Origin of the sequence: Pseudomonas marginalis (genome assembly GCF_024169655.1) — a bacterium.
Classification (GTDB): domain Bacteria; phylum Pseudomonadota; class Gammaproteobacteria; order Pseudomonadales; family Pseudomonadaceae; genus Aquipseudomonas; species Aquipseudomonas paraveronii.
This window is the reverse complement of record NZ_JALJWV010000001.1, coordinates 3,529,040-3,554,768: the sequence shown is the minus strand read 5'-3', so window position 1 is coordinate 3,554,768 and position 25,729 is coordinate 3,529,040. Positions and strand designations below refer to the sequence as shown.

At 64.5% G+C, this 25,729-nt stretch carries 13 protein-coding genes; 10 read left to right on the top strand and 3 right to left on the bottom strand.

The features are described 5' to 3' along the window. Nucleotides 1–311 precede the first annotated feature (311 nt). Together J2Y83_RS15990 and gspH are read right to left on the bottom strand one after the other, a co-directional pair. Nucleotides 312–923, bottom strand: coding sequence for a type II secretion system protein GspJ (locus tag J2Y83_RS15990; RefSeq protein ID WP_253396614.1), 612 nt, complete (start codon nucleotides 921–923; stop codon nucleotides 312–314). Continuing rightward, nucleotides 920–1,372 (bottom strand): type II secretion system minor pseudopilin GspH, encoded by a 453-nt coding sequence (gene gspH / locus J2Y83_RS15985; protein WP_253396611.1) that lies wholly within the window; start codon nucleotides 1,370–1,372, stop codon nucleotides 920–922. Before gspH ends, J2Y83_RS15990 begins: the two co-directional genes overlap by 4 nt. Nucleotides 1,373–1,465: 93 nt before the next feature. On the opposite strand from gspH, the gene J2Y83_RS15980 reads away from it, so the two are divergent. Further along, on the top strand, nucleotides 1,466–1,894 hold the full coding sequence (locus J2Y83_RS15980; RefSeq protein WP_253396609.1) for a type II secretion system protein N: 429 nt from the start codon (nucleotides 1,466–1,468) through the stop codon (nucleotides 1,892–1,894). On the opposite strand, the gene gspI is transcribed toward J2Y83_RS15980, so the two are convergent. Beyond that, on the bottom strand, nucleotides 1,881–2,267 hold the full coding sequence (gspI, locus tag J2Y83_RS15975; protein WP_253396607.1) for a type II secretion system minor pseudopilin GspI: 387 nt from the start codon (nucleotides 2,265–2,267) through the stop codon (nucleotides 1,881–1,883). The genes J2Y83_RS15980 and gspI overlap by 14 nt on opposite strands. 148 nt (nucleotides 2,268–2,415) lie before the next feature. Between gspI and gspG the strand changes: the two genes are divergently transcribed. The 9 genes from gspG (at nucleotide 2,416) to J2Y83_RS15930 (ending at nucleotide 25,134) form a co-directional block, all read left to right on the top strand. Further along, nucleotides 2,416–2,865: a type II secretion system major pseudopilin GspG gene (gspG, locus tag J2Y83_RS15970; protein WP_253396605.1), complete on the top strand. Its 450-nt coding sequence runs from the start codon at nucleotides 2,416–2,418 to the stop codon at nucleotides 2,863–2,865. Nucleotides 2,866–2,873: 8 nt separating this feature from the next. Then, nucleotides 2,874–3,764, top strand: a complete 891-nt coding sequence (gene gspK, locus J2Y83_RS15965; protein WP_253396603.1) for a type II secretion system minor pseudopilin GspK — start codon at nucleotides 2,874–2,876, stop codon at nucleotides 3,762–3,764. Further along, nucleotides 3,761–4,843 (top strand): type II secretion system protein GspL, encoded by a 1,083-nt coding sequence (gspL, locus tag J2Y83_RS15960; protein WP_253396601.1) that lies wholly within the window; start codon nucleotides 3,761–3,763, stop codon nucleotides 4,841–4,843. The genes gspK and gspL overlap by 4 nt, the downstream gene beginning before the upstream one ends. Next, nucleotides 4,836–5,348, top strand: a complete 513-nt coding sequence (gspM, locus tag J2Y83_RS15955) for a type II secretion system protein GspM (RefSeq protein ID WP_253396599.1) — start codon at nucleotides 4,836–4,838, stop codon at nucleotides 5,346–5,348. The genes gspL and gspM overlap by 8 nt, the downstream gene beginning before the upstream one ends. After that, nucleotides 5,345–7,663, top strand: a complete 2,319-nt coding sequence (gspD, locus tag J2Y83_RS15950; RefSeq protein WP_253396597.1) for a type II secretion system secretin GspD — start codon at nucleotides 5,345–5,347, stop codon at nucleotides 7,661–7,663. Before gspM ends, gspD begins: the two co-directional genes overlap by 4 nt. A 344-nt stretch (nucleotides 7,664–8,007) precedes the next feature. Further along, nucleotides 8,008–9,426 (top strand): type II secretion system ATPase GspE, encoded by a 1,419-nt coding sequence (gene gspE, locus J2Y83_RS15945; protein WP_253396596.1) that lies wholly within the window; start codon nucleotides 8,008–8,010, stop codon nucleotides 9,424–9,426. Then, nucleotides 9,426–10,637: a type II secretion system inner membrane protein GspF gene (gene gspF / locus J2Y83_RS15940; RefSeq protein ID WP_253396594.1), complete on the top strand. Its 1,212-nt coding sequence runs from the start codon at nucleotides 9,426–9,428 to the stop codon at nucleotides 10,635–10,637. The genes gspE and gspF overlap by 1 nt, the downstream gene beginning before the upstream one ends. Before the next feature lie 475 nt (nucleotides 10,638–11,112). Continuing rightward, on the top strand, nucleotides 11,113–12,285 hold the full coding sequence (locus J2Y83_RS15935) for a substrate-binding domain-containing protein (RefSeq protein WP_253396592.1): 1,173 nt from the start codon (nucleotides 11,113–11,115) through the stop codon (nucleotides 12,283–12,285). Nucleotides 12,286–12,513: 228 nt separating this feature from the next. Then, nucleotides 12,514–25,134 carry a filamentous haemagglutinin family protein gene (locus tag J2Y83_RS15930; protein ID WP_253396590.1) on the top strand — a complete coding sequence of 4,207 codons (12,621 nt, stop codon included), beginning with the start codon at nucleotides 12,514–12,516 and terminating at the stop codon, nucleotides 25,132–25,134. Nucleotides 25,135–25,729: the final 595 nt, after the last annotated feature.

Genomic DNA, 25,729 nt, shown 5'->3' with positions numbered 1-25,729 from the left:
TATTACGCAGCGGGTAAACCGGCAGGGATGCCGGTTTAGCCGTCCCGGGCCATGGATGGCCCGTGACGGCGGCCCGCGGAGTAATGCCTGCGTTCGGGCACACCGAGCCTAGGCGAGGTGCCGAGTGGTGGGGCAAGAGCCCTTTGGTTACTTTGGGGCTTTTCCAAAGTGACCCGCTGTAAGAGCGGAACCATAAGCAGCCGTTACCAAAAAAACGGATATGTACTCAGCCGCCGCCGTTACCAAAAAAACGGATATGCACTCAGCCGCCGCCATTACCGAAAAAACGAATATCCCCCCATCACCCAACCCTACCAAAGCGGCCCCACCACCTGCCGATACCGCTCCACCCCCAGCGCCGTCTGCCGCACCAGACTCACCTCCACCCCCAGCGGATCTTCCCGCCGATTCCCGCTCAACTGCCGCCAGCCCTTGTCCGCCTCCCACACCCGCACCTGCACATCACTGACCCCGGTCAACACCACCACCCCATCCTTCGCCGCCGGCAACGGAAAACGATCCCGCGCCGGTGCGGCTGCGCGGTACAGGCTGTCGCCCTTGAGCCACCAACGCACCCGTTGCAACCCATCCCCCGCGACCGGCGCGCTGCGGATCACGTCCAGGCGAAAACCCTTGCTGTCGGAACTGCGCACCGTCACCGCCGCCAACCCGCGGGGCTTGGATTTTTCCTCTTGCAGGGAAGCCGGCACGCTCAACTCAACGCTGGCGCGCATGTTGAGATCGCGCTGCAACTGGTTCAGCGCCCGCAACAGTGCCTCGGTCTGTTCCGTACTGGCCTGCAGGTGCTGATCCGCGCGGGTCACGCTGTCGAGGCCGCGCCAGGCGATGAGGCTGACCAGCGCCATCAGCATGATCGCCACCATCACTTCGATCAGCGTGAAGCCTTGCTGGGCGCGGCTCATGGCGGGCTCACCACGCGCATCAAACCGGCGGCATCACGTTGCAGGCTAAGGCGGTGTTGCCCGTCGGACAGCTCGACCCGCACGGGCGGGTTGATCCATTCGGCGTCGAGCACCAAGGTTTGCCGGGGCTCGATCGTCACCTGCATCGGCGTGCTCTCCCATAGGCGCGGGCGCAGTTGGGCGTCGCCCTGGAACGACTCCACGCCCAGGCCGTCGTCGCTGCGGCGGTTGAAGCGGAACCCCTTGGCGTCCGCGCGCCAGGTGATCGGCCGCCCATCGGCGCGGGCTTCGGTCTGGGCCACTTGCAGCAACTGGCTCAAACGCTCGGCATCCTTGCGCAGCAGGTGCAGCGGGTCGGGCTTGATCGTCAGGCTGATGGCGGCGCTGGCGATGCCGATGATCACCAGCACCACCATCAACTCGATCAGGGTGAAACCTTGCTGTTTCATGGGGCGGCACCTGGAAAGCTGGCGAGGTTATGAAATAAAAACGTGCGAATTGGCCTGTAGGCTGGTGCCACGGACAAACAGGAGGTCCTCCCCATGACATTTGCCCTTCGTTTCTCTGCCGCCCACGGCGTGCAGGCGCTGGCCTTGCTTGCGGCGTTGGCCGGCGTGGCGGTATGGACGCCGTTGCTGCTCAGCACTGCCGAATCCCACACGCCGCCGGCCGCAACCGATGTGGCGGCGCGCAGCGATAACCCGGCGTTGCAGTGGTTTTCCACGGCGCCGACGGCATTGCAGGTCAAGGTCTCGGGGGTCTTGGCCGGAGCGCGGGGTGCGGTGGCGATCCTCAGCCTCAACGATGGCCCGCCGCGCAGCTTTTTGCTCGGCGAGCGCCTCAGCCCAGGTGTGCGCTTGACGGCCATCGCGGGCGACGGCGTCGAGATCGAACGCGGCGGCGAGAAGGTGCGCGTGCAGCTCGACACGTTGCCGCAGGCACCCGCTTTGCCACGGCTCACTCGGCCTTGACCTGTGGCCTGGCCAACGACGTCTCCACGCGGGCCAACGGCGGCGCCTCGCGGCTGATGTCCCGCACCTGCACATCGACCTGCACCAGCCGGCTATCGGAGCCGCTGCTTATGGTCTGCTCGCAACGCAGTTTCAAGCGGCCCTGATCGCACTCGAAGGTCTTTTTGCCGGGCGGGAAACGCCCCTCCAACTGCAACTCCGCCAGGCGACTTTGCGCCGCTAGCATCGCCATCGACTTGTCGCGCAACAGGCCGTTGCTCTGGGTCATCAGCCCGGCCACGCGCACGGCCGCGGCCATGGCCACCGCGATGATCGCCAGCGCCACCAGCACTTCAATCAGGGTAAAACCTCGCTCGTTGCGGTGCCTGCGCATGGCGTTCTCAAAGCCTGGAAACAGGTGCGCAGCCTAGCGCCGGCAGTTGACCGATTGGCGACCGAAACTCCCGAGGATTTTCAATACGACTGACATGTGTTCTTGCAACACTGCGCCCCGAAATGCACTCAAGCCAAGGAATGTCGAGATGGATATCGCACGCCTAACATCCCCACTGCCAGGCCCTCGCGGCCAGCGTGGCTTCACCCTGATCGAGATCATGGTGGTGGTGGTTATTCTTGGGATTCTGGCGGCGATGGTGGTGCCCAAGGTGCTCGATCGCCCGGACCAGGCACGTGCCACCGCCGCGAAACAGGACATCGGCGGGTTGATGCAGGCGCTGAAACTCTATCGCCTCGACCACGGCACCTACCCGAGCATGAACCAGGGCCTCAAAGTCCTGGTGGAGCGCCCGGCGGATGCGAAGAACAGCAACTGGCGCGCTTACCTCGACCGTCTACCGAATGACCCGTGGGGCCACGCCTATCACTACCTCAACCCGGGCGCCAACGGTGAGGTGGATGTGTTCTCCCTGGGCGCCGACGGCCAACCGGATGGCGACGGCGTGAATGCCGATATTGGCTCCTGGCAGCTATAAGGCGCCCCATGAAACGGCATTCGCCCGCAGCGGCGAAGCAGCGCGGCATGGCGATTATCAGCGCGTTGCTGATCGCGGCGGTGGTGGCGGTGATCGCCGGCGCCATGCTCACGCGTCAGAGCGTATTCACCCGCAGCGTGGAGGCCGAGCAATTGCGCATTCAGGGCCAGTGGTTGTTGCAAGGCAGCCTGGAACACAGCCGGCTGTTGCTCTGGGATGCCCGTCAGAAGGACGTGCTGACCCGTCTTGATCAACCGTGGGCACGTCCTCAGCGCGGCGCATTTGAAGGGCGCCTGGAGGACGAGCAGGGCAAGTTCAACCTGCGCAACCTGGTCAATCGCCAGCGGTTGGACGCCGAACAACTGCAAGCTTTCGAGCGCCTGTGCCGCCTGATCGGCATCGATGCGGCCGTGAGCCAGCGCATCAGCCGGCGAGTGATCGGGTCCTATGAGCAACGTGCCGACACGTCGCTGCTGCCGGCCCGCTACCCGATGCTGCGCAGCCTGGATGACTTGAGCGGCATCGAAGGCCTCGACCCGTTGTTGCTACGGCGCCTGCAGACCTTCATCAGCGTGCTGCCCGGCAATACCTGGGTCAACGGCAACACCGCCAGCGCCGAAGTGCTCAGCGCGGTGGTGCCGCAACTCAGCCTGGCCCAGGCCCAGGCATTGGTGGCTGAACGCGACAGCGGGCGCTGGTTTATCAACCGCGGCGATTTCGTCAACCGCCTGCACCTGCCGCAAGTGGCGGTGGAGAGCGTGCAGGTGGGCATCACCAGCGAGTGGTTTCGCCTGCAGGGCCAGGCCCGCCGTGAACAGAGGCGGGTGACGCTCGACGTGTTGTTGCATCGCCCCGAAGACCGCCGGCCCCAAGTGATCTGGTCGCGGGTGGGCGCATGAAACGCCTGCGGATCGGCTTGCCGCCACTCGATCAATTGACGGCCGACAGCCAGGTGCAATTTGCCTGGCTGGAGCGTGGCGCGGTGGTCAGCGAAGGCCGTGAAAGCCTGCTGCAGTTGGGTCGGTCCAAGCCGCAGGTGGAGTGTTTTCTGCACCCCGCTGACAGCCTGCTGACCGGCCTCGACCTGCCGCCGCTGGCCGCCGCCAAAACCGCCGCCGCCGTGGCCTGTGCCGCACAGGCGTTGATCCTCGGGCCGGTGGAGCAGATGCAGGTGGCCCACGGCCCGCGTGACAGCGATGGGCGCGTGCAGGTGGCCTGGGTGCCCAAGGCCGGGTTGGCGCGACTGGGCCAGGTGTTGGCGCAGGGGCAGCTCACGTTGCGCGGCCTGTACCCGGCGCCGTATGCCTTGCCGCCAGGCGCTGCGGCCATGCACGACGGTTATTTGCTGACACGCCATAGCGTGCAACAAGCGACGGTGCATCCGCTCGGGCAACAGGTGTTGGATCAAGGGCTGGAGGTGCCGCTGGTGCAGGAGGCACAGCGCTGGAGCGGCGTCGTACCCGGCTGGGGCTTGCACGGCCATCTCAGGCAACCGGCGAGCGGCGGCTGGGGCAGGGCGCTGGCCGCTGTCGCCCTGGCCACTGCCATTTGGACCCTGGGCCTGAACCTGTACGCCGCCCGCCAGGCGAGCGAAGGCCAGCAACTCAAGGCGCTGCTGAGCCAGCAAGTGCGCCAGGCCTTCCCCGAACTGCCGGTGATCCTCAACCCCTTGCAGCAGGCCCGCCAACAGTTGGCCGCCCGCCAAACCGGCGCCGCTGCCGACCCCGGCCAGCGCTTTGGCAGTCTGCTGCAAGTCGCCGGCAGCAGTCTGCCGTTCATGGTGAGCAACGTCGACAGCCTGACCTTCGAACAGGGCCGCTTGCACCTCGGGTTGCTGGCCGACAGCCGTAGCCCCGCCCTGCAAGGCGATTGGCAGGCGGCGCTGGCCCAGGCCGGGTTTGGCGCGACGCGCGATGAGCACGGCTGGACCCTCGGCCCGGTGGACGGCGCTGAAAAACCGGGAGCGGCTGATGAATAAGTGGCGCCGCCTACGCAGCCAGGTCCAGGCGTTCTGGAGCGGCCTGGCCCTGCGCGAACAACGCATGCTCAGCGGTGCCGGCCTGGTGTTGGCCAGTCTGTTGACCTGGCTGGTGCTGATTCAGCCACCCTTGAAGAAGATTGCGTATTGGCAGGCCGAAACGCCCAAGTTGCGCGCCCAGGCCGACACTTTGCACGCGCTGTTGCAGGGCGTCGCGGCGCCTCGGCCCGCCGATGCCGCGGCGCTGCAACAGGCCCTGGATAGCGCCGGCCTGCAAGGTCGTTACCAGTTGCAGGCGCTGGATGCCGGTGGCTGGCGCCTGAGCTTCGACAACGCGCCGGCCGATGCGGTGATGGACTGGTTACTGGGCAATCCCCGTTCGTTTTCCCTGGAGGTGTCCGAGGCGCGCTTGCAGCGTAGCGCGGACGCTGTCGACAACTCGGCCGGCACTGTGTCCGGGACCGTTCGCATGGATCAGGCGCTTGGCGCTAAGGAAGCTTCATGAAGTGGTCAGTCCCCCACCCTGCGCCTTTTCGCAAGGTCGCGCCGCTGCTGTTACTGGCCTTGAGCGCGTGCAGCAACCACCCGTCGCCGACCACACCGTTGCTGGTGGACAGCGAACTCGGCCAACCCCTGGCCGACACCCGGCGCAGCAGCGAGAGCGTGCTGGAGCGCCAGCGCGAGCCGGCGCCCAAGCCCCGCGTCCAGCATCCGCTGACCAACAGCGCCCGTGGCCACGCGCCGGCTGCGGTCAAGACGCGCAACCCACTGGGTGATCAGCCGGTGCAGTTGAATTTTGTCGACGCCGACATCCAGGCGGTGGTGCGTGCGCTGTCCCGTGCCACCGGCCAGCAGTTTCTGGTCGACCCTCGGGTCAAAGGCAACCTGACCCTGGTCAGCGAAGGCCAGGTGCCGGCGCATCAAGCCTACGACATGCTGCTGGCGGCGCTGCGCATGCAGGGCTTCAGCGTGGTCGACGTCGGCGGCGTGGCGCAGGTGGTGCCGGAAGCCGATGCGAAGTTGCTCGGCGGGCCGATCTACAGCGCCGGCAGCAGCGGCATGCAGACCCGCACCTTCCGCCTGCAATATGAAAACGCGGTGAACCTGATCCCGGTGCTGCGCCCGATCGTCTCGCCGAACAACCCGATCAACGCCTACCCCGGCAACAACAGCATCGTCATCACCGACTACGCGGAAAACCTTGCGCGGGTGGCGCAGATCATCGACGGCATCGACACCCCCAGCGCCATCGACACCGACGTGGTGATGGTGCAGAACGGCATCGCCGTGGACATCGCCGCCATGGTCAGTGAACTCCTGGAAACTCAAGGGGCCGATCAGACCCAGAAGATCAACGTGATCGGTGACCCGCGCTCCAACTCGATCATCATCCGTTCCGGCAGCCCCGAGCGTACCGAGCTGGCGCGCAACCTGATCTACAAGCTCGACAATGCCCAGAGCAACCCGAGCAACATGCACGTGGTCTACCTGCGCAACGCCCAGGCGGGCAAGTTGGCGCAGTCGCTGCGTGGCTTACTCACTGGCGAGAGCGAGGCCGGCGTCAGCGACGAGGCGCGGGGCAAACTCAGTGCCATGGGCGGCAATGCCCAGAGCACCCAGGGCAACAGCACCGCGCAGAACAGCAGCGGCACGCCCACCGGCAGCGGCGTGCAGGCCGGGTATGGCCAGGATAAACCGGCGACCGGCAGCAGCCCCGGCAGCGATCAGAACACCGCGTTCAGCGCCGGCGGCGTGACGATCCAGGCCGACGCCACCACCAACACCTTGCTGATCTCCGCGCCGGACCCGCTGTACCGCAACCTGCGCGAAGTGATCGACATGCTTGACCAGCGCCGCGCTCAGGTGGTGATCGAAAGCCTGATCGTCGAAGTCAACGAAGACGACGCCAGCGAATTCGGCGTGCAATGGCAGGCCGGCAACCTCGGCGGCAAGGGCGGTTTTGGCGGGGTGAACCTGGGGGGCAGCGGGGTGAATGGCACATCGACCAGCAAGACCAGCATCGATGTGCTGCCCAAGGGCCTGAATATCGGCCTGGTCGATGGCAGCGTCGACATCCCCGGGATCGGCAAGGTGCTCGACCTCAAAGTGCTGGCCCGCGCCTTGAAGAGCAAGGGCGGCACCAACGTGCTGTCGACACCGAACCTGTTGACCCTGGACAACGAAGCCGCGAGCATTTTTGTCGGGCAGACCATTCCGTTCGTCACCGGTAGCTATGTGACGGGCGGCGGCGGCACCAGTAACAATCCGTTCCAGACCGTGCAGCGCGAAGAAGTGGGGCTCAAGCTCAACGTGCGCCCGCAGATTTCCGAAGGCGGCACGGTGAAGCTGGATATCTACCAGGAAGTCAGCAGCGTCGACGCACGGGCGTCGGTGGACGCGGGCACGGTGACCAACAAGCGCGCGATCGATACCAGCATCCTGTTGGACGACGGGCAGATCATGGTGCTCGGCGGGTTGTTGCAGGACGGCTATAGCCAGAGCAATGACGCGGTGCCGTGGCTGTCGGATATCCCGGGGTTGGGCGCGTTGTTTCGCAATGAAAAACGCAGTGTGAACAAGACCAACCTGATGGTGTTTTTGCGGCCCTACATCATTCGCGACAGTGGCGCCGGGCGCAGTATTACGTTGAACCGCTATGAGTTTATGCGCCGGGCGCAGGGTGGCTTGCAGCCGGAGCGCAGTTGGGCGCTGCCGGATGTGCAGGCGCCGCAGTTGCCGCCGGTGGAGAAGGCGATTCCGGGGGCTGGACCGAGGGCAGTGATCAGGGCGGTGCCGGCTTCGGGGGGGACGCAGCGGTGATGGAGTACATATCCGTTGTTGCGGTAGCGGCCTCTTATGGTTCAGCTCTTACAGCGGCTCACTTTTGGAAGGCCCCCAATTCCTGGGCACTCACCGCTTCAAAATGTGGGAGGGGGCTTGCCCCCGATAGCAGTGTGTCAGCCAATACATGCATGACAGATCCACCGCTATCGGGGGCAAGCCCCCTCCCACATTTACAGTGCGCGTCAGCTCCCACAGGGGGAGCGCGTTCGCTTGCGAAATCAGGCCGCCTCGGCTTTGTTTTTGATCTTGATCTTAAGCGCCCCGTAAAGCCGCCGTTACCGCAGCAACGGATATGTACTCAATCCAAAAGGGTCAACCCCATGAGCCTGCTCCCCTACGCCTGGGCCAAATCCCAGCGCATCCTCCTGCGCCCCGGCGAGGCCGGCATGCGGCTGACCGTCTGCCCGTCGACCCCCGGCTGGTCGATCAGCGAAGTCCAGCGGCAGTTCGGCCAGAGCCACCTTGAACAGGTGCGCGACGATGAACTCGACGGCCTGCTCGCCAGTGCCTATGCCGACACCGGCAGCGCCGCCGCGGTGGTCGGCGCCGCCGAAAACGAAGTCGACCTCGACCGCCTGATGCAGGACATGCCCGAGATCACCGACCTGCTCGACACCCAGGACGGCGCGCCGGTGATCCGCATGATCAACGCCTTGCTGACCCAGGCCGCCCGCGATGAGGCCAGTGACATCCACATCGAACCCTACGAAACCCACTCGGTGGTGCGCTACCGCGTCGACGGCACCCTGCGCGACGTGGTCTCGCCGCGTAAGGCGCTGCATGGCGCGCTGGTGTCGCGGATCAAGATCATGGCCCAGCTCGACATCGCCGAAAAACGCTTGCCCCAGGACGGCCGCATCGCCCTGCGCGTGGCCGGGCGGCCGATTGATATCCGCGTGTCGACAGTGCCCACCGGGCATGGCGAGCGCGTGGTGATGCGGCTGCTGGACAAACAGGCCGGGCGCCTGCAACTGGAAACCCTGGGCATGGAAGCGCACCTGTTGGCGCGCCTCGACACGTTGATCCGCCAGCCCCACGGCATCGTGCTGGTCACCGGGCCTACCGGCAGCGGCAAGACCACCAGCCTCTACGCCGCGCTGGCGCGGCTGGATGCGAGCACCAGCAATATCCTCACCGTCGAAGACCCGGTGGAGTACGACCTGCCGGGTATCAGCCAGATCCAGGTCAACGCCAAGATCGACATGACGTTCGGCCTGGCCCTGCGCGCGATCCTGCGCCAGGACCCGGACATCATCATGATCGGCGAAATCCGCGACCTGGAGACCGCCCAGATCGCCGTGCAAGCCTCGCTCACCGGCCACCTGGTGCTCGCCACCCTGCACACCAACGACGCGGTGTCGGCGGTCAACCGCCTGATCGATATGGGCGTCGAACCGTTCCTGCTGGCGTCTTCACTGTTGGGCGTGTTGGCCCAGCGCCTGGTGCGGCGCCTGTGCCCGCACTGCAAGCAGGCAGACCCGGCCGTGCCGGGCACCTGGCGCCCGGTGGGCTGCGCGCAGTGCAACCAGATCGGCTACAGCGGGCGTACCGGTATCCATGAATTGTTCTGCGTCGACGACGAGGTGCGCAGCCTGATCCACCAGGGCGCTGGCGAGCAGGAACTGCGCCTGGCTGCACGCCGCGCCGGTATGTTCAGCCTGCGTGAAGACGGCGAGCGCTGGGTGCGCAGCGGCACCACCGCCGCCGAAGAAATCCTGCGTGTGACACGGGACGCCTGATGAATCGCTATCGCTATGAAGCCGCCGACGCCAGCGGCAAGGTCGAGGCCGGGCACCTGGAGGCGGACAGCCAGAGCGCGGCGTTTGCCGCGTTGCGCAGCCGTGGCCTGACCGCGCTTCTGGTGCAGGTCGAAGGCAGTCAACAGGCAGCGAGCGGCAGCAGCCTGTTCAGCGCCAAGCTGTCGGACAACGACCTGGCCTGGGCCACGCGGCAACTGGCGAGCCTGCTCGGCGCCAGCCTGCCGTTGGAAGCGGCGCTGAGCGCGACGGTGGAACAGGCCGAGAAAAAGCACATCGCCCAGACCCTGGCCGCCGTGCGCGCCGATGTGCGTGGCGGCATGCGCCTGGCCGATGCTCTGGCTGCGCGGCCTCGTGACTTTCCGTCGATCTACCGTGCGCTGATCGCGGCGGGGGAGGAGTCCGGCGACCTGGCCCAGGTGATGGAGCGCCTGGCCGACTACATCGAAGAGCGCAACAACCTGCGCGGCAAGATCCTCACCGCATTCATCTACCCCGGCGTGGTGGGGCTGGTGTCCATCGGCATTGTGATTTTCCTGCTCAGCTACGTGGTGCCCCAGGTGGTCAGCGCGTTCTCCCAGGCGCGCCAGGACCTGCCGGGGCTGACCCTGGCGATGCTCAACGCCAGCGACTTCATCCGCGCCTGGGGGTGGCTGTGTTTTGCCGGGATCGTCGGCAGCTTCTGGGGCTGGCGCCTGTACCTGCGCAACCCCGTGGCGCGCCTGAACTGGCATAGCCGGGTGCTGCGCCTGCCGCTGATCGGGCGCTTTGTGCTGGGCCTGAACACCGCACGGTTTGCCTCGACCCTGGCGATCCTCGGCGGCGCGGGGGTGCCGCTGTTGCGCGCCCTCGAAGCGGCGCGCCAGACCTTGTCCAACGAACGCCTGAGCCAGTGCGTCAACGACGCCACCGCCAAAGTGCGCGAAGGCGTCAACCTCGCTCCGGCGCTGGCAGTGGAGAAGGTATTCCCGCCGGTGCTGATCCACCTGATCGCCAGCGGCGAAAAAACCGGCTCACTGCCGCCGATGCTCGAACGCGCGGCGCAGACCCTGTCGCGCGACATCGAACGCCGCGCCATGGGCATGACCGCGCTGCTCGAGCCACTGATGATCGTAGTGATGGGCGCCGTGGTGCTGGTGATCGTGATGGCGGTGCTGTTGCCGATCATCGAGATCAACCAACTGGTGACCTGACTACACGCGGTCAAAAATGTGGGAGGGGGCTTGCCCCCGATTGCGGTGGGTCAGTTTATGCATCTGTGGCTGACACTCCCTCATCGGGGGCAAGCCCCCTCCCACAGTGGACCCTATCTGTTCAGTTGATTTCGGGGTGGGCCGATACCGCCAGCCCCAGACCTCGGGTTCCTCATTCCGTCACATCCAACCCCCTCGCCACAGCCCGTGCCGCCTTGACGAAACCCCCACTGAAACCGCGCTGTCACCTGCCTCAAAACCGCTCAAAACCGTGACCAAAACACCCGAGAATCTTTTTAAAAATCAAGCCCTTCCTCCCGAGGTTTTTTCCCATTGCTGTCATCGGAAGCTGCGAAATTCTCTAGCCATGGCCTCACCCCCAGCCACCCCCGGAACACGGCTTGGGACCGGAGCCATGGCGTCATGCAAGAGCTATCTACCTCAAACGTACAAACACGACGAAAGGAGATTCTTCATGTTTAAGCGCACTATGATCGCGGCCTCTTTGGCAGTTGCAGCACTGGCTTCGGCCCAATCCATGGCCGCAGTGGTCGGTGGCGGGGCTACCTTGCCGGAAAAACTCTACGGCAGCACTGCCACATCGACGACGGCTACCGGCATCCTCTCTGCCAGCATTCCAGGTTTTAGCCCCTACATCGGTGTGGGCAGTGGCGACGGCAAGAAGGCGTTCTTCGGTAACGATTCGACCAAGTTGAAATTGGCCGCCGGTATCACCGTCGACTATGCCGGTAGCGACTCGGTGGTGAGCGCCGCGGAACTGGCTGCTTACAACGCTGATACCGTTAAAGGCCGCGCCGCTTATGGCCCGCTGGTTCAAGTCCCGGCTGAAGCCACTTCGGTGACCGTGCCTTACCGCATCGACGGTAAAACCTCGCTGCAGCTCACCAGTGCTCAGTTGGCCGATATCTTCGCCGGCAAGATCACTAACTGGAAAGACGTGCAATTCAACGGGGTTGCCGGTCCAGACCTGCAGATCAAAGTGGTCTACCGTAATGAAACCAGCGGGACCACCGAGATTTTTACCAACCACCTCAAAGCGGTAAAACCCGCGTCGGTACCGAATGTCAGCAACAGCTTCGTCACCGCTATCGGCTTTGACCCAGCCACCAGCGCTCCGCTCGGTTCAAGCTACCTCGCCGTAACCGGTAGCCAAGGTGTCGCCACCGCGATCACCAATAACAACGGTGCCATCGGTTACGTCAGCCCTGACTACGCCGCGTTCAACAGCGCCGCCGCCGTTGCCTCGGTCAATGGCTTTCTGCCGACTGAAGTGAACGTTCAAGCTTCTCTCGATACTATTGCGCCGCCGACCGTCGGTTCCACCGCCGCCGCCGACCCGTTGAACTGGGTCCCTACGTTTGCCAACCCGACCGCAGGCTACCCCATCGTCGGCTACACCAACCTGGTCTTCAGCCAGTGCTACAAAGACACCAATGACAACGCCCGCATCCAGACTTTCCTGAAGCGTCACTACACCGGCGTGAACAACGCTGCTATCAGCAGCCACTCGTTCATTCCGTTGTCCACCACCTGGCAGAAAGCGGTCTACGACAACTTCGTTGCCACCACCAGCTCGCTGCGCATCGGCGACACCAACACCTGCAACGGTATCGGTCGTCCGCTGTAACACCCCGTCTCGACAGGGTTGGCCCCACAACCGGCAATGACTTCGCGTCATTGCCGGTTTTGTCGTTGCGCATCGCGACCTGCCAGTTGAACCGCGTTGTATGAACATTGTGTGACATCAGTTCGGTCGCCCCCCTCGGCAACCGCCTTAAGCAATAACCACAACACGTGCCCGCGCAGTGTTCGCGCGCCCGTCGTTCGCCTGCCCCGTCAAAAGGACCTGTAAGTGATGCGTTCCCGTCTGAAGCTGCCTGCCAACCGCGCCGCCAACGTGCCTGCCACTGCCGGTCAACCGGTGTTGCGCCTTAAACCCCTGGCCCATGTGATCGCACTGCTGGTGTTTACCGGTGGTGCCCACGCGGCGCAACCCCAGGCATTCAGTTCGGGTTGGTTTGCCGCCAAGGGCGTGACGCAGGCCGATGGCGGCGCGCGCCCTGGCGCGACGTTGCCGGGAACGCCGCCGCCGTTGGCCCAGCAACAGGCGCTTGGTCAGCAGTTGCAACGCTCCTTTCAGACCCTCAACACCAGCGTCGCCGCAATTGCCGCGCAACAGGCGGCGCAGGCCGCTGCCCGCAATAACGCCAGCGCGGGGCCGGAGACGATCCATAACGGCCTGGGCGGCAACGGCTTGAATGTGGTGATCGGCGCGGATGGCAAGCTGCTGTTCGTCAATGCCGAGGGGCCGGTGCAAACCGATGCCAACGGCAAGACGCTGGTGTCGATCAAGCAAACGGCCGATAAGGCGATCCTCAATTGGGACACCTTCAACATCGGTCGCAACACCACCGTGCAGTTCCAACAGAACAGCGATTGGGCCGCGCTCAACAAGGTCAACAACAGCACGGCGCCGAGCCAGATCCAAGGGGCGCTCAAGGCTGACGGCACGGTGCTGATCCTCAACAGCAACGGCGTTGTGTTCAGCGGCAGCAGCCAGGTCAACGTGCGCAACCTGGTGGCTGCCGCCACGGGCTTCAGCGATGAGCAATTCACCGCCAAGGGGCTGTACAGTTCAAGCAACAGCGCGCCCGGTTTTACCCAGGCCGCCGGCAAAGTGACGGTCGAGCGCGGCGCGCAGATCCAGACCCAGGTGCCCGCCACCTCCACTGCGGGCGGCGGTTATGTGCTGTTGCTCGGCAAAGAGGTGGAGAACGCCGGGACCATTTCCACCGCGCGAGGCCAGACCACCCTGGCGGCGGGCGACAGCTTTGTGATCAAGAAGGGCTACAGCACCGATGGCAATGTCGCGTCCACCACGCGGGGCAATGAAGTCAGCGTCACCGGCAACGGCAAGGTCAGCAACAGCGGGCTGATTCAGGCCTCCACCGGTGACATCACCCTGGCCGGCCAGCAGGTGTTGCAAAACGGTGTGTTACTCGCCAGTTCGTCGGTGGAAGCCCGGGGTACCCTGCATGTAAAGGGCACGGGCAACAACGCCAGCGTGACCCTGGGCGAGGGCAGCCTCAGCGCGATTATGCTCGACAGCAGCAGCGCCCTCGACAGCCAGCGCGCCGGGCTGATGACGCCGTCGCTTGATCAGGACGGCAACATTGTGCCGGCCGATACCTACCGCCGTGATCAGTCCCTGGTAGAAATCACCAGCGACGGCACGGTGGATTTTCGCAGCGGTTCCGTGACCCTGGCCACCGGCGGCCAGGTCGGTATCAAGGCTGCGCAGCGCACCCTGGTGCGCGACGGCGCGGTGATCGACGTGTCCGGCGCCACCGGGGTCAAGGTGTCGATGGCGTCCAATAGCGTCAAGGTCAATATCCAGGGCAACGAGCAGCGCGATGCGGCGGTCAATCGCGACGGCAAGTCCCTGAATAACAACGATGTGTGGGTGGATGTCCGCGACTTGATTTTTGTCGCGGCCGGCACCAATGGCTACGCCACCGACCGCTGGTACACCGCGGGCGGCCTGCTGGAAGTGGGCGGTTATTTGGGCACCCGTAATCACGGCATTGGCGAGTGGATGGCCCAGGGCGGTACGGTGACCTTCAGCGGTAAGGACGTGGTGACCCAACAGGGGTCGCAGATCAACCTGTCCGGCGGCACCCTCGATGTGCAGGCGGGCAAGGTCCAGCAAACCTGGCTCAAAGGGCCTGACGGGCGTTTGTATGAACTGTCCACCGCGCCGGGGGACTTGCTCTACAGCGGGATTTACAAAGGCTATGAAGACCACAGCCAGCGCTGGGGCGTGACCGAGTATTACTACAACCCCTTGATCGCCCCGCGTGAGCGTTCAGAAGGTGCCTACACCGTGGGGCGCGATGCCGGACGCCTGGTCGTCAGTACCGCCAGTGCGGTTCTGGAGGGCCAGGTTGTGGGTGACACCTATCAGGGCGAACGCCAGACCCAGGCCGCGCAAAAAGGCCTGGACGGTTATGTGCAATCGCAAAAAGCCGTGGCCCGCGGTGCCCAATTCGTGGTCGGTAGTTACGTGCCGTATTACGTCAAGGACAGCGCCACGTTGCAGTACGCCCTGGGAGCGGATGCCGGCACCGTAAAAAACGTCGTGCTCGGGCAGCGGGGGGCGGCTATCGCCGCAGGTCTGGACTTGACCACCGTACTGCCGGCCGATCGGGTGTCCACGCTCTATCTGGACACCGATGCCTTGAACGCGACGGAACTGGGGGCGATCAAAATCGCCAGCACCGGTTCGATTCTGGTCAACGGTGCGCTGGAAGTGGCCGCCGCCGGCGACATCAGCCTGTTTGCTCCGAAAATCGAGGTCAATGCCAACCTGACCGCGCATTCCGGCAGCCTGCAACTGGGTAACGTACAAACGCAGATCACCCCTGCCGGCAAAGTCGATGTGACGCTCGGCGGGCGTGGCAGCCTGACGGTGAACAACGGCGTGTCCCTGGATGCCAGCGGCCTGTGGAGCAATCAGCGGCTGGGCACCGGCGATGGCAGCCGTTTGCCCTATCTCAACGGCGGCAGCGTGGCGTTGCGCAGTAGCGGTGATATGACCCTGGCGGCAGGTAGCCAGGTCGACGTCTCATCCGGCGCAGCCCTGGATGCCAAGGGCCAGCTCACTGGCGGCAAGGGCGGTGACCTGACGCTCGCGGCCAACGCCAATAGCGCCGACAGCCGAGGCAGCCTGGCCCTCGACGGTGAGCTGCTCGGGTATGGGGTCAATGGCGGCGGGCGCCTGAGTGTGCAGGCCGGCCGGGTGCTGATCAGCGATTCGGCGGTTGCCCCAGGTACCGGGACGTTGCAGCTCAACAGCGGGTTCTTCAATAAGGGCTTTGGCGCCTATGAGATCACGGGCAATGAAGGTCTGGTGGTCGCCGATGGCACCCAGCTTGCCGTGACAGCACCGGTGTACCGCCTCAATGACAACGCACAAAGCGTGGCGAGCGGTGCAGCACCACGCACCGCACTGGAGATCTGGACTGCGCCACAGTATCAGGAAAACCCCACCAAGGGCCTGTTGACCCCCCGCAAAGGCGCGAGCGTGAGCTTGCAAGCCGGTACGTTGTTGTCGACAGCGGCGCAGATGGCGTCGGCGCAACTGCGCATCGGCCAGGGCGCGCGGATCGAGGTTGATCCGGGTCAAGCGATCAGTCTACGCAGCGTTGGCCAGTTGACCGTGGATGGCAGCCTGAATGCCTGGGGCGGCAGCATCACGCTGGGCGCCGTCAGCGTGCAACCCAACGTGGCCGGTGACGTTGAAAACCAAGGCCATGGCCGTTCGATCTGGATCGGTGAACACGCAGTACTGGACGTGGCCGGGCGGGCGTTCACCGCAGTGGACAGTCTCGGCCGGCGCTACGGTACGGTCGGCCAGGGCGGCACTATCGTGATTGGCGGGGTGATCGACCCGGCCACCGGGATCGCCTCCGCCGCCAACCTGTTTGTGGTGGTGCGCGAAGGCGCGCGCCTTGACGCTTCCGGCAGCCAGGCGGTGCAGGACCTGGTCGGTGCCGGCCCGAGCGTGATCGCCAGCCGTGGCGGCAACATCTCCCTGGCATCCAACACCGGCGTGTACCTCGACGGTACGCTCAAGGCCAGCAGCGGTGGTGCCGGTGCGGCGGGTGGTTCCCTGAGCCTGGCCTTGGAAACGCCGCTGTACGCCGAATCGGCTGCGGCTCGCGTGCGGCAAGCCCGCGAATTGATTGTCAGTGCCGCTGATGCGGGCGTGCCGTTGCCCGCCGGCAGCACCCCCGAATCGGCCGCGGGCAGCCTGGCCTATGGTCATGGCCGGCTCACGGTCAGCCAGGTCGACGCCGGCGGCTTCGATAACCTGTCGCTGTTGAGCAATGGTCTGATCAGCTTCGACGGTGACGTGTCCCTGCGTCTGGGGCAGAGCCTGAGCCTGTATTCCGGGGCCATGGCGTTGACGGATGGCGCGCCCCGACAGTCCCAAGTGCTCCTGGCGGCGCCTTATGTACGCCTGGCCGGGGTTGGCAACAACAGCCAGGGCAGCGACGGCGCCGTTCGTCCGACCGTCCAGGGTGGCGTTTCCACGCAGGGTACAGCCGGGCTCTTGAGGGTTGAAGCGGCAAACGTGCTGGATGTGCGTGATAGCCTCAACTTCGGTGCCCATGCCGAGCGCTCCAAGGCGTTGGCCAACGGCATTGACCGACGCGCCTTCGATCAGGCCCAGTTGGTCAGCCTGGGGGATATGCGCTTTCTGGCCCGCAGCGCCAACAATACTAAAACCGCCTTGACCACCCAGGCCGACTTGAGCCTGACGGCGGCGCAGATTTACCCGGCTACGGGGGCCGTTGCCGAGGTCACGGCCGGCTACACGGGGCCCAACAGCGACTTTGACCCGACACGCACCTTGCGCATCGGCCGGGTCGGCAGTGAGGCCCCGGCGCAACCTTATTCAGTGTTTGGCAGCTTACTGTTGAGTGCCTCGACCATCGAACAAGGCGGCGTGTTACGGGCGCCCATGGGCGTGCTGACCTTGGGCGTGGATGGCGGCATCGTCCGATCCACCAAAGTGATCAACCTGTTGCCTGGCAGCCTGACCTCCGTCAGCGCCGGTGGCCTGGTGCTGCCGTATGGCGGGACAGTCGACGGTGTGACTTGGCAGTACAACGGCAAACAGGTGGAGTTGCTGGGCGTCGGTGGCACCTATAGCACGGGCAGTCTGGCCGTTGGTCTGCAATTGGTCGGGCGCTCGCTGAATGTGCAGCAGGACGCGGTGCTGGACCTTGCCGGTGGCGGTGAGTTGCTCGGCGCGGCGTTTGTGTCCGGGCGCGGCGGCTCTACCGATGCGCGCTACAACCCGTTGGTGCAAATCGGTACGGACGGGCGCTTTACCTTGCCGGGGCTGGCCACCAACCCGATCTATGCGATTGTTCCCGGCGCCCAGCCGGGAGTCGCGCCCAGCGGTGGCGAGCCGGGTGCGACCCAGCCGCTGGTGGGGCAACAAATCAGTATCGGCGCCGGGGTTCCAGGCTTGCCGGCGGGGACCTATACCTTGCTGCCGTCTACTTATGCCTTGTTGCCGGGGGCATTTCGGGTCGAGATCAACGGCTTGGCAACGGCGTTTGCCGCAGGTTCGACGCCGAACGCCTCGGCCATGAATAACGGTTCCTGGTCAACCGAGGGCTTCCTGTCGATTGCCCACACCGGCATTCGCGACAGCCTGTCGAGCCAGGTGATCGTCACGCCGGCGGCGGTATTGCGCCGGTATTCCCAGTACAACGAAACCCGTTACGCAGACTTCGTGCGCGCTGACGCTGCGCGCCTGGGCGTCCCGCGTGCGGCCCTTGAAGCCGACGCCAAAACCCTGAAGCTGCAACTGATCGCCGGTCAAAAAGACGTGGGGTTCACCTTTGATGGCGAGGGGCGTTTTAAACCCGCGGAGGGTGGATTCGGTGCCACTGTAGCGGTGCAGGGCAACGCCATCGAGGTGATTTCTGACACCGCCCGAGCCAGTGCCACGCCGTCGACGGTGGCAGTACGCGCCAGTGATTTGAATGCCTTGGGGGCCGCCCGTTTGGTGGTGGGCGGCGTGATGACGGTGATGTACGGCCAGGGTGGTAATTTCGCCGGGTTCGACACAGGAACCAGCGCGAACTCGGTGGTTGTGCGTCAGGGGGCGAGCTTGGCGGCGCCGGAAGTGTTCTTGATGACGGGTACGTCTTCGGGCGCCATTGAGATCGAACAAGGTGCATCGATCAACACCCTGGGGCTCGGCAAGGCTGCCTATGACTCGGATGATGGTTTTATCTATCGACCAGGCGCTCACAGTGTCCTGGCAGTGTCCAATGGGCGCTTGCAGATGCTGGCCCCAACCGCTGGCGATAATAATAGAGGACCAGGCAGCATCCTGATCGGCCAGTGCAATCCAGGGGCTTGCAGCGGTGAAACGTCGCTGTATTCCGAGGGCTCGATCGCCTTTGCCACCACCAACCGCTTTGCCTTGAGTGACGGTGTGCGCTACGGCACCCGTCATCTGGCGCTGGCGGTGGGTGGGATCAACGTCGGCAGCCCCGAGGCGTTGGCCGAGGCCGCCGCGCGTGGCGTGTTGCCGTCGGGCTTGACCCTCAATCAGCACGTGATGGATCGCCTGTTGCGCGGCGATACCTCACGCGGCGCACCGGCCCTGAAAAGCCTGGCACTGACAGCTGGGCAATCCTTGAACTTCTATGGCAGCGCCACCCTGAGCACCCTCGACAGCTCGGGTAAGTCACTGCTGGATGAACTGTTACTGACGACTCCGGCGATCTATGGCTATGGCAACGCGGCGGATGTGGCGTTGATCCAGACCGGCACCTTGGTGTGGGGAGGCGATACCAATGCGCCGCCGGCCGTGATCAACCAAGGTGCGGGCACCGGCAGCGGCACCCTGGAGCTGCAGGCCCGGCGCATCGAATTCGGCTATGGCCGCAACGCCCAGCCCGATGGCCTGACCGAGAATGGCCGCATGACCCTGGGCTTTGCCAATGTCCACCTCAACGCCGACGAACGCATTACGGCCAACCACAAAGGCAGCCTGGCGGTGCATCAGTCCCAGGGCGCTTATGAAGCGGGCAAGGGCTTTGCCTACAGTGGCGGCAACTTGACCATCACCGCGCCGTTGTTGACCGGTGAAGCCGGTTCGGTCAACCGGATTACCGCCGGTGGCGCAGTGACCGTAGTGGCCCCGGCCAACGGTGCGGCCCCGGCGGATGCGGCGGCCATCGACGCGTTGGGCGCCGAGTTATCGCTGTCCGGGCGTAGCGTGGCGGTCGATACGGCGGTGGTGTTGCCCAGCGGCAAGCTGACCCTCAGCGCCGACGAAGCGCTGACCCTAGGCGCCTCTTCGCGTCTGGACCTCAGTGGTCGCACCGTGCGGAACAACGACGTGAGCAAATACAGCTGGGGCGGTGACGTCAGCCTGGAAAGCCGCCACGGCAACATTTATCAGGCGGCAGGTGCACTCGTCGACCTGTCAGCCCGATACAACCAAGGTGGCCTGCTCAAAGCCGTGGCGGTGGACGCCGGAGCCGGGCAGGTCGACTTGCAAGGGCAGATCCGCGCCGGTAGCAGCGGCTATTACGATGCCGGTGGCACCCTGGTGCCGTACCAGGCGGGTGGGGTGGACATTCGTGCGCAGCAGATGGGGGATTTCGACGCGTTGAACCAACGCTTGAACCAGGGGCAGGTGTGGGGTTCGCGCAGCTTCCAGCTCAAGCAGGGCAACCTGGTTATCGGCGATGAACTCAAGGCCAATCAGGTCAATGTCTCGGTGGATAACGGCAGTTTGACGGTGGTAGGCACTGTCGACGCCAGTGGTGAGCGGGTCGGCAGTATCCGCCTGGCCGGCAAGCAGGGCCTGACCCTCGCCGGCAGTGCGGTGCTGGATGCCCACGGTACGGCGTTGCGGGTCGACAGCTACGGCAAAATCATCGATGCGCCGAACCGGGCGATGGTTGAACTCAACAGCGGTGACGGTCAATTGACCTTGGCCGATGGCGCACGTATCGACGTGCGCCACGGCACGGCTGCGGTCCTGGGCCGTGGCCCGGGGCAATACGACGGCCTGGCCCGTGGCACCCTGGAACTGAATGCCCCCCGGCTGAATGCCAATGATGTGGCCATCGATGCGCGCGGGCGCGTCGATATCCTTGGCGCCCGCTCCATCGCGCTGAACGCCGTCGCCCGTTACACCGATGCGCCGCTCGGCGTTGAGCCGTCGGCCAGTGGCCGGCCGTATCAGGTGATCGATCAGGATTACCTGAATAAAAAACACGCGCTCAGTGAAACCTTTATCAACAATGCCTTGAATAACCTCGGGTTGACGCAAGGCAAGCTGGCGGGCTTGAACAACGGCCGCTACGCCGACGCCTTCCACCTGCGCCCAGGCGTGGAAATCGTCACCGAAGGCGATCTGGTGGTCAGTGGCGACCTGGACCTGTCGGGCATGCGCTATGCCAGCCTCAACCGCAATACGCCGAAGACGTCGGTGTATGGTTCGGGCGAGGTCGGCAGCCTGGTGGTGCGTGCCGGTGGCAACCTGGACGTCTACGGCAGCATCAACGACGGTTTTGCCCCGCCGCCGCCCACCCCGGACGACAACGGCTGGGTGCTGACGCCCGGCCTGCAAGGGTTCGGCAGCGATGTGATCGTGCCCGGCCCGGGTGTGGTGCTGGCAGAGGGCAGTGCATTCCCCACTGGCAAGACCCTCAACTACTCGTTACCGATCCAGGCCACCACGCTGGCGCAAGGCACTGTGCTGCCGACGCAGGGCATCCTCGATGCGCCACTGACCCTGCCGGCCAATACCGTGTTGAGCGCGGCGGTGCGCGACAGCGCCGGCAACCTGCTGTATGCCGCCGGCACGTTGTTGCAACAACCTGTGGTGCTCGCTGCCGGTACACGACTGGACGCCGGCACGGTATTGGCGGGCGCTGCCGCCCTGCGCGCGATGACCTGGCCGGCCGGCGTGCCGTTACCCAGCCGAGGGGTGCTGAGCGGCAGTGCGACCGACGGTGTTTTGCTGGCTGGGAACCTGGCTCTCAAGGTTGGCGCGCTGATTCCTTATGGCACGGACGTCAAACTGCCGAACGGCGCGCTATCGGTGCCGTTGCGCACCGTGACCGGCGCCACGGCACGCCAGAACTGGGCTGTGGCACCGATGTTGGCCGAAGGCTCGCAGTCGTGGTCGTTGCGTTTGGTGTCCGGTGCTGATACCCAGGCGGCCGACACGCGTTCGATCCAGCCGGCCTTTGCCGGCGACCTGACCCTGGCGGACACGCACTACGGCATTTACGAGACTCACAGTAAAACCATCATCCCGGGGCAACCGGCCCGGCCAGGCGGCGCCTGGTACTGGAGTGACTTTGCCGCCGAACTGTTCGGCGTCACGGCGGGTACTCCGGTGCCGGAGTCCGAGTGGACTTCTTGCCCGGACTTTTGCGTGCGCGTCAACTATGTGTGGAGCGACTTAGCCGAGTTGTTTGGCTTTACTCCCGGGGCGCCGGTGTCACCCGAAAACGAAAGCATGTGCGACGCAGATCTGTGCGTTTCCTTGGGCGAACCCACTCCAGCAATCCCTGAGCAGGTGATCGTCGGGCCGGTCAAACTGGTTTCACCCGTGAGTCAGCATTTCAGTGTGCTGCGCACCGGCACCGGTGATCTGGATCTGATCGCTGCGGGCAACGTCTCAATGCAATCGCCCTACGGCGTGTACACCGCAGGGGCCTCCAGCGCGTCTCGCGCAGGCAGCGCCGCCGCCGACTTCAACCGGGCTCGCGCCACCGCTGCGGATGGGGCGGTACTGGGTAGCGCGGCCAAGGCGTATGAAGCCTTGGTCGATGAAAGCAGCGCCAGCCCTTACGCCGCCTGGTACCCAGACGGGGGCGGCAACGTGTTGCTGCGCACTGGCGGTAGCCTGACGGGCGCTGTCTGGACGTCGATGCAAGATAGGCCAATGGACAATGACGGTCGCAGCCAACTCAACAGTGCGAACCTGGGCAACTGGTTGTGGCGCCAAGGCACAGGCAGCACGGCGGGTGTCACCCCGATACCGACCAGTTGGTGGATCAACTTTGGCACTTATATAAAGGGCAAAAGCGGCACTGCCAACCGGTATTTTGACGACGCTGCACAGATAGACCAGCTGCCACGCCTGGTGGGGTTCACCGGTGTCGGCACGCTGGGCGGCGGCAATCTGACCCTGGACCTGGGCAGCGATGGTGGCATGCAGACGCGCCGTGGCTCCGTGGATGGCTTGAGAGCACCGCGCAGTGAAGGCCTGGTGTTGGCAGTGGGGAGTACCGGGCGGGTGGTGGACGGTCAATTGCTGTTGACGGGGGGCGGCGACCTGGATGTACGCATGGGAGGCGATTTGAACCCTGGGCTGGACGCTCGTGCGACCCGCAGTAATACCGCCAGCTTGCAATCAGTCGACTATAAGGCACAAACACTCAGCCTCAATGGCGTGCTGACCAACCTGCGTGGCGCCTTGAACCTGCAGGCAGGCAGTCTGGGGGGCATTGCCTTGAATTACGGCAGTATGCGTAACGATCAGGATGTCAAGGAAAGCCGAGCCTACTCGCCGTACACCGCAAGCCTGGGCACGGCCACGGGCGGGATCACCTTGATGCTGGGCGACGCCACGGCCACGCTGTCGACGCGAGGTGACCTGGTGTTGGCGGGGACCGGCGACCCTGGACGCGTCTCTACCGAAAATACCCAAGCGTTCAGTTACAACGGTAGCGATTATGGCAATGGCACCACATGGTTCTCATTATGGACCGAACGTACCGCCATCGACTTGTTCTCCGCAGGTGGCAGTTTGACGCCTAGCGTGCAGAGCATGTCGCTGAGCGCCAATGGCCAGCTGAATCCTCTGCCCGAGCAAAACTACTCCAGTTCGGACGGGCGTTTCATCTTCCCCTCCAAGCTCGGCGTGGTAGCAGCCAATGGCAGTATTTATCTCGGCGCATCCGCGCTGGGTGCTGGCCCGCTGCCTAACAATCCCGCTTATTCGCTGTTATTGGCGCCGTCGAGCAAAGGACGATTGGCCATGTTGGCCGGGGACTCAATTTACGCCAGCGGTTATGCGGTCAACCAGTCGGGTGACAGCCAGGGTGCTATACCGACGCCGTTCGCGCCAGCCTTTGTCGGCAGGAATGGGTTCAGCCTGGTCGTCAACAACCTGGGCAGTGACGCGATACAGGACGACCTTTCCTTGTTCGCCTTCCGCAGCGCGACTGATCTTGCGCGTCCGGCTTCCCAGGCAGAGCCGGCCAGGTTTTATGCCCAGCAGGGCGACATCGTGGGGCTGCGCAGCGGTGAGATCCTGACGTTCGGCAGCCCGCGTCAAGGCCAGGTCCGCTATGAGTCCGCAGGCCCGGTCTGGATGCGGGCGGGGCGCGACATTGTCAGTTCAGGTACCGATATGGGCTCGTCGACGGTGCTTCCTAAACTGTTGGGTTACAACGGCGATTACTTGGGTGAAAGCCGCGGCAACCTGTTCGTTCACAGCCGCCCAGAGGACGTGTCGGTGGTTTCCGCCGGGCGCGACATTCTCTACAGCAGCTTCAACGTCGCCGGCCCCGGCACCCTGGAAGTCAGTGCCGGGCGCAACCTGTTGATGGCCGACAAAGCATCCATCACCAGCCTGGGACCGGTGGCGGTGGGCGACTCCCGTCCGGGGGCATCCATCGTGCTGGAAGCCGGGGTCGGGCTCAACGGCCTGGATTACCTGAAGTTCGTCACGCCCTACCTGGACCGCGCCAATCAGGCGGTCGAGGGTGTCGCGCTGGCCGCGCAAGCCGGCAAGGTGGCGAAAACCTACGAGGCCGAACTGTTGCAATGGCTCAACGAGCGCTACGCCTTCAGCGGCGATGCCGAGCAGGCGCGGGCGTACTTTGCAGGCTTGGGCCACGAGCAGCAACGCATCTTTGCCCGTTCGGTGTACTTCGCCGAAGTGCGCGAAGGTGGTCGCGAATACAACCTGGCCGCTGGCCCGCGTTCCGGTAGCTTTGTCCGCAGCCGCGCGGCCATCAACGCACTGTTGCCGAGCAAGGACGTGGCGGGTAACCCGATCATGTACAACGGCGACATTACCCTGTACGGCGGTGCCGGGGTGCATACCCTGTTTGGCGGCAATATCCAGATGCTCAGCCCGGGCGGGCAGCAGGTGTTCGGGATTGAAGGCAACGTGCCGCCGGCCAGTGCCGGGGTCCTCACGCAGGGTGCCGGGGATATTCAATTGTATTCCCGGGGCAGCATCCTGCTAGGCCAGAGCCGGATCATGACCACCTTTGGCGGGGCGATTCTCGCCTGGTCCAACGAAGGCGACATCAACGCCGGCCGTGGCTCGAAAACCACCGTGCTGTACACGCCGCCCAAGCGGCTCTATGACACCTGGGGCAACGTGACCTTGTCACCCAGTGTGCCAAGCGCCGGTGCCGGTATTGCCACCCTGGCACCGATTGCCGAAGTGCCGGCCGGTGACATCGACCTGTTGGCTCCGGCCGGCACCATCGACGCGGGCGAGGCGGGCATTCGGGTCTCGGGCAACGTCAACATCGCCGCCTTGCATGTGGTCAACGCGGCGAACATCCAGACCCAGGGCAAGTCGTCCGGGGTGCCGGTGACGGCCACCGTCAATACCGGCGCCATGACCTCGGCCAGCGCCGCGGGGGCGGCGGCGTCCCAGGCGGCGGAAGACGCGGCGCGCAGCCAGCAGGCGGCGGCCAAGCAGGGCAGGGCGTCGATCGTGACGGTGGAAGTGTTGAGCTTTGGCTCCGAGCCGGTGCAACGCGAACCGCAGGAACAGCCGAAGACCTCGGGGTACAACCCCAACAGCCCGGTGCAGGTACTGGGCGCCGGGCCGCTGAGCGAACAGGCGCGTGCGCGGTTGACGGATGAGGAGCGCAAGCAGATCACGTTGTAGGTGGAAGGACCTCTCGATGTACGTTTGGGGCAATCAGTGATTGCCCCTTTTTTTTTGCTGTTGGCGCGGCGGCCTAATAGCCGGCTGGTGTTTCATGGCTAACTCGGTTGGAAAGGTGGGAGGGGGCTCCATATATCAGATAGATCTCATTATGCTTTTGCTCTGCTTTTGCTCTGGCTTTTGATTTTGATCTTAGGCGCCCCGTTAAACCACGCTGGCCGAACGCAGGCTTGAATCCGTGGGTAACCCGGCAGGACGCCGGGTTAGCCGTCCTGGGCCAAGGATGGCCCATGACGGCGGCCCACGGATTCAAGCCGGAGTGAGGGCACACCGAGCACTAGCGAGGTGCCGAGTGGTGGGGCAAGAGCCTTTTGGTTACTTTGGGGCTTTTCCAAAGTGACCCGCTGTAAGAGCGGAACCGCCAGCCGCCGTTACCGAAGAACCGGATATACCCACCGACCCACCATCCGCCACGCCCAAAGAACCGGATATGTACCCGCTCCCCCCCCAAAAAAATGCCCCCCACTCAATCCAAAATGAAGCTTTCATGACAAAAGTTCGGTAGCTCCCACCCACGCCCGTCTTGCCTATGTAA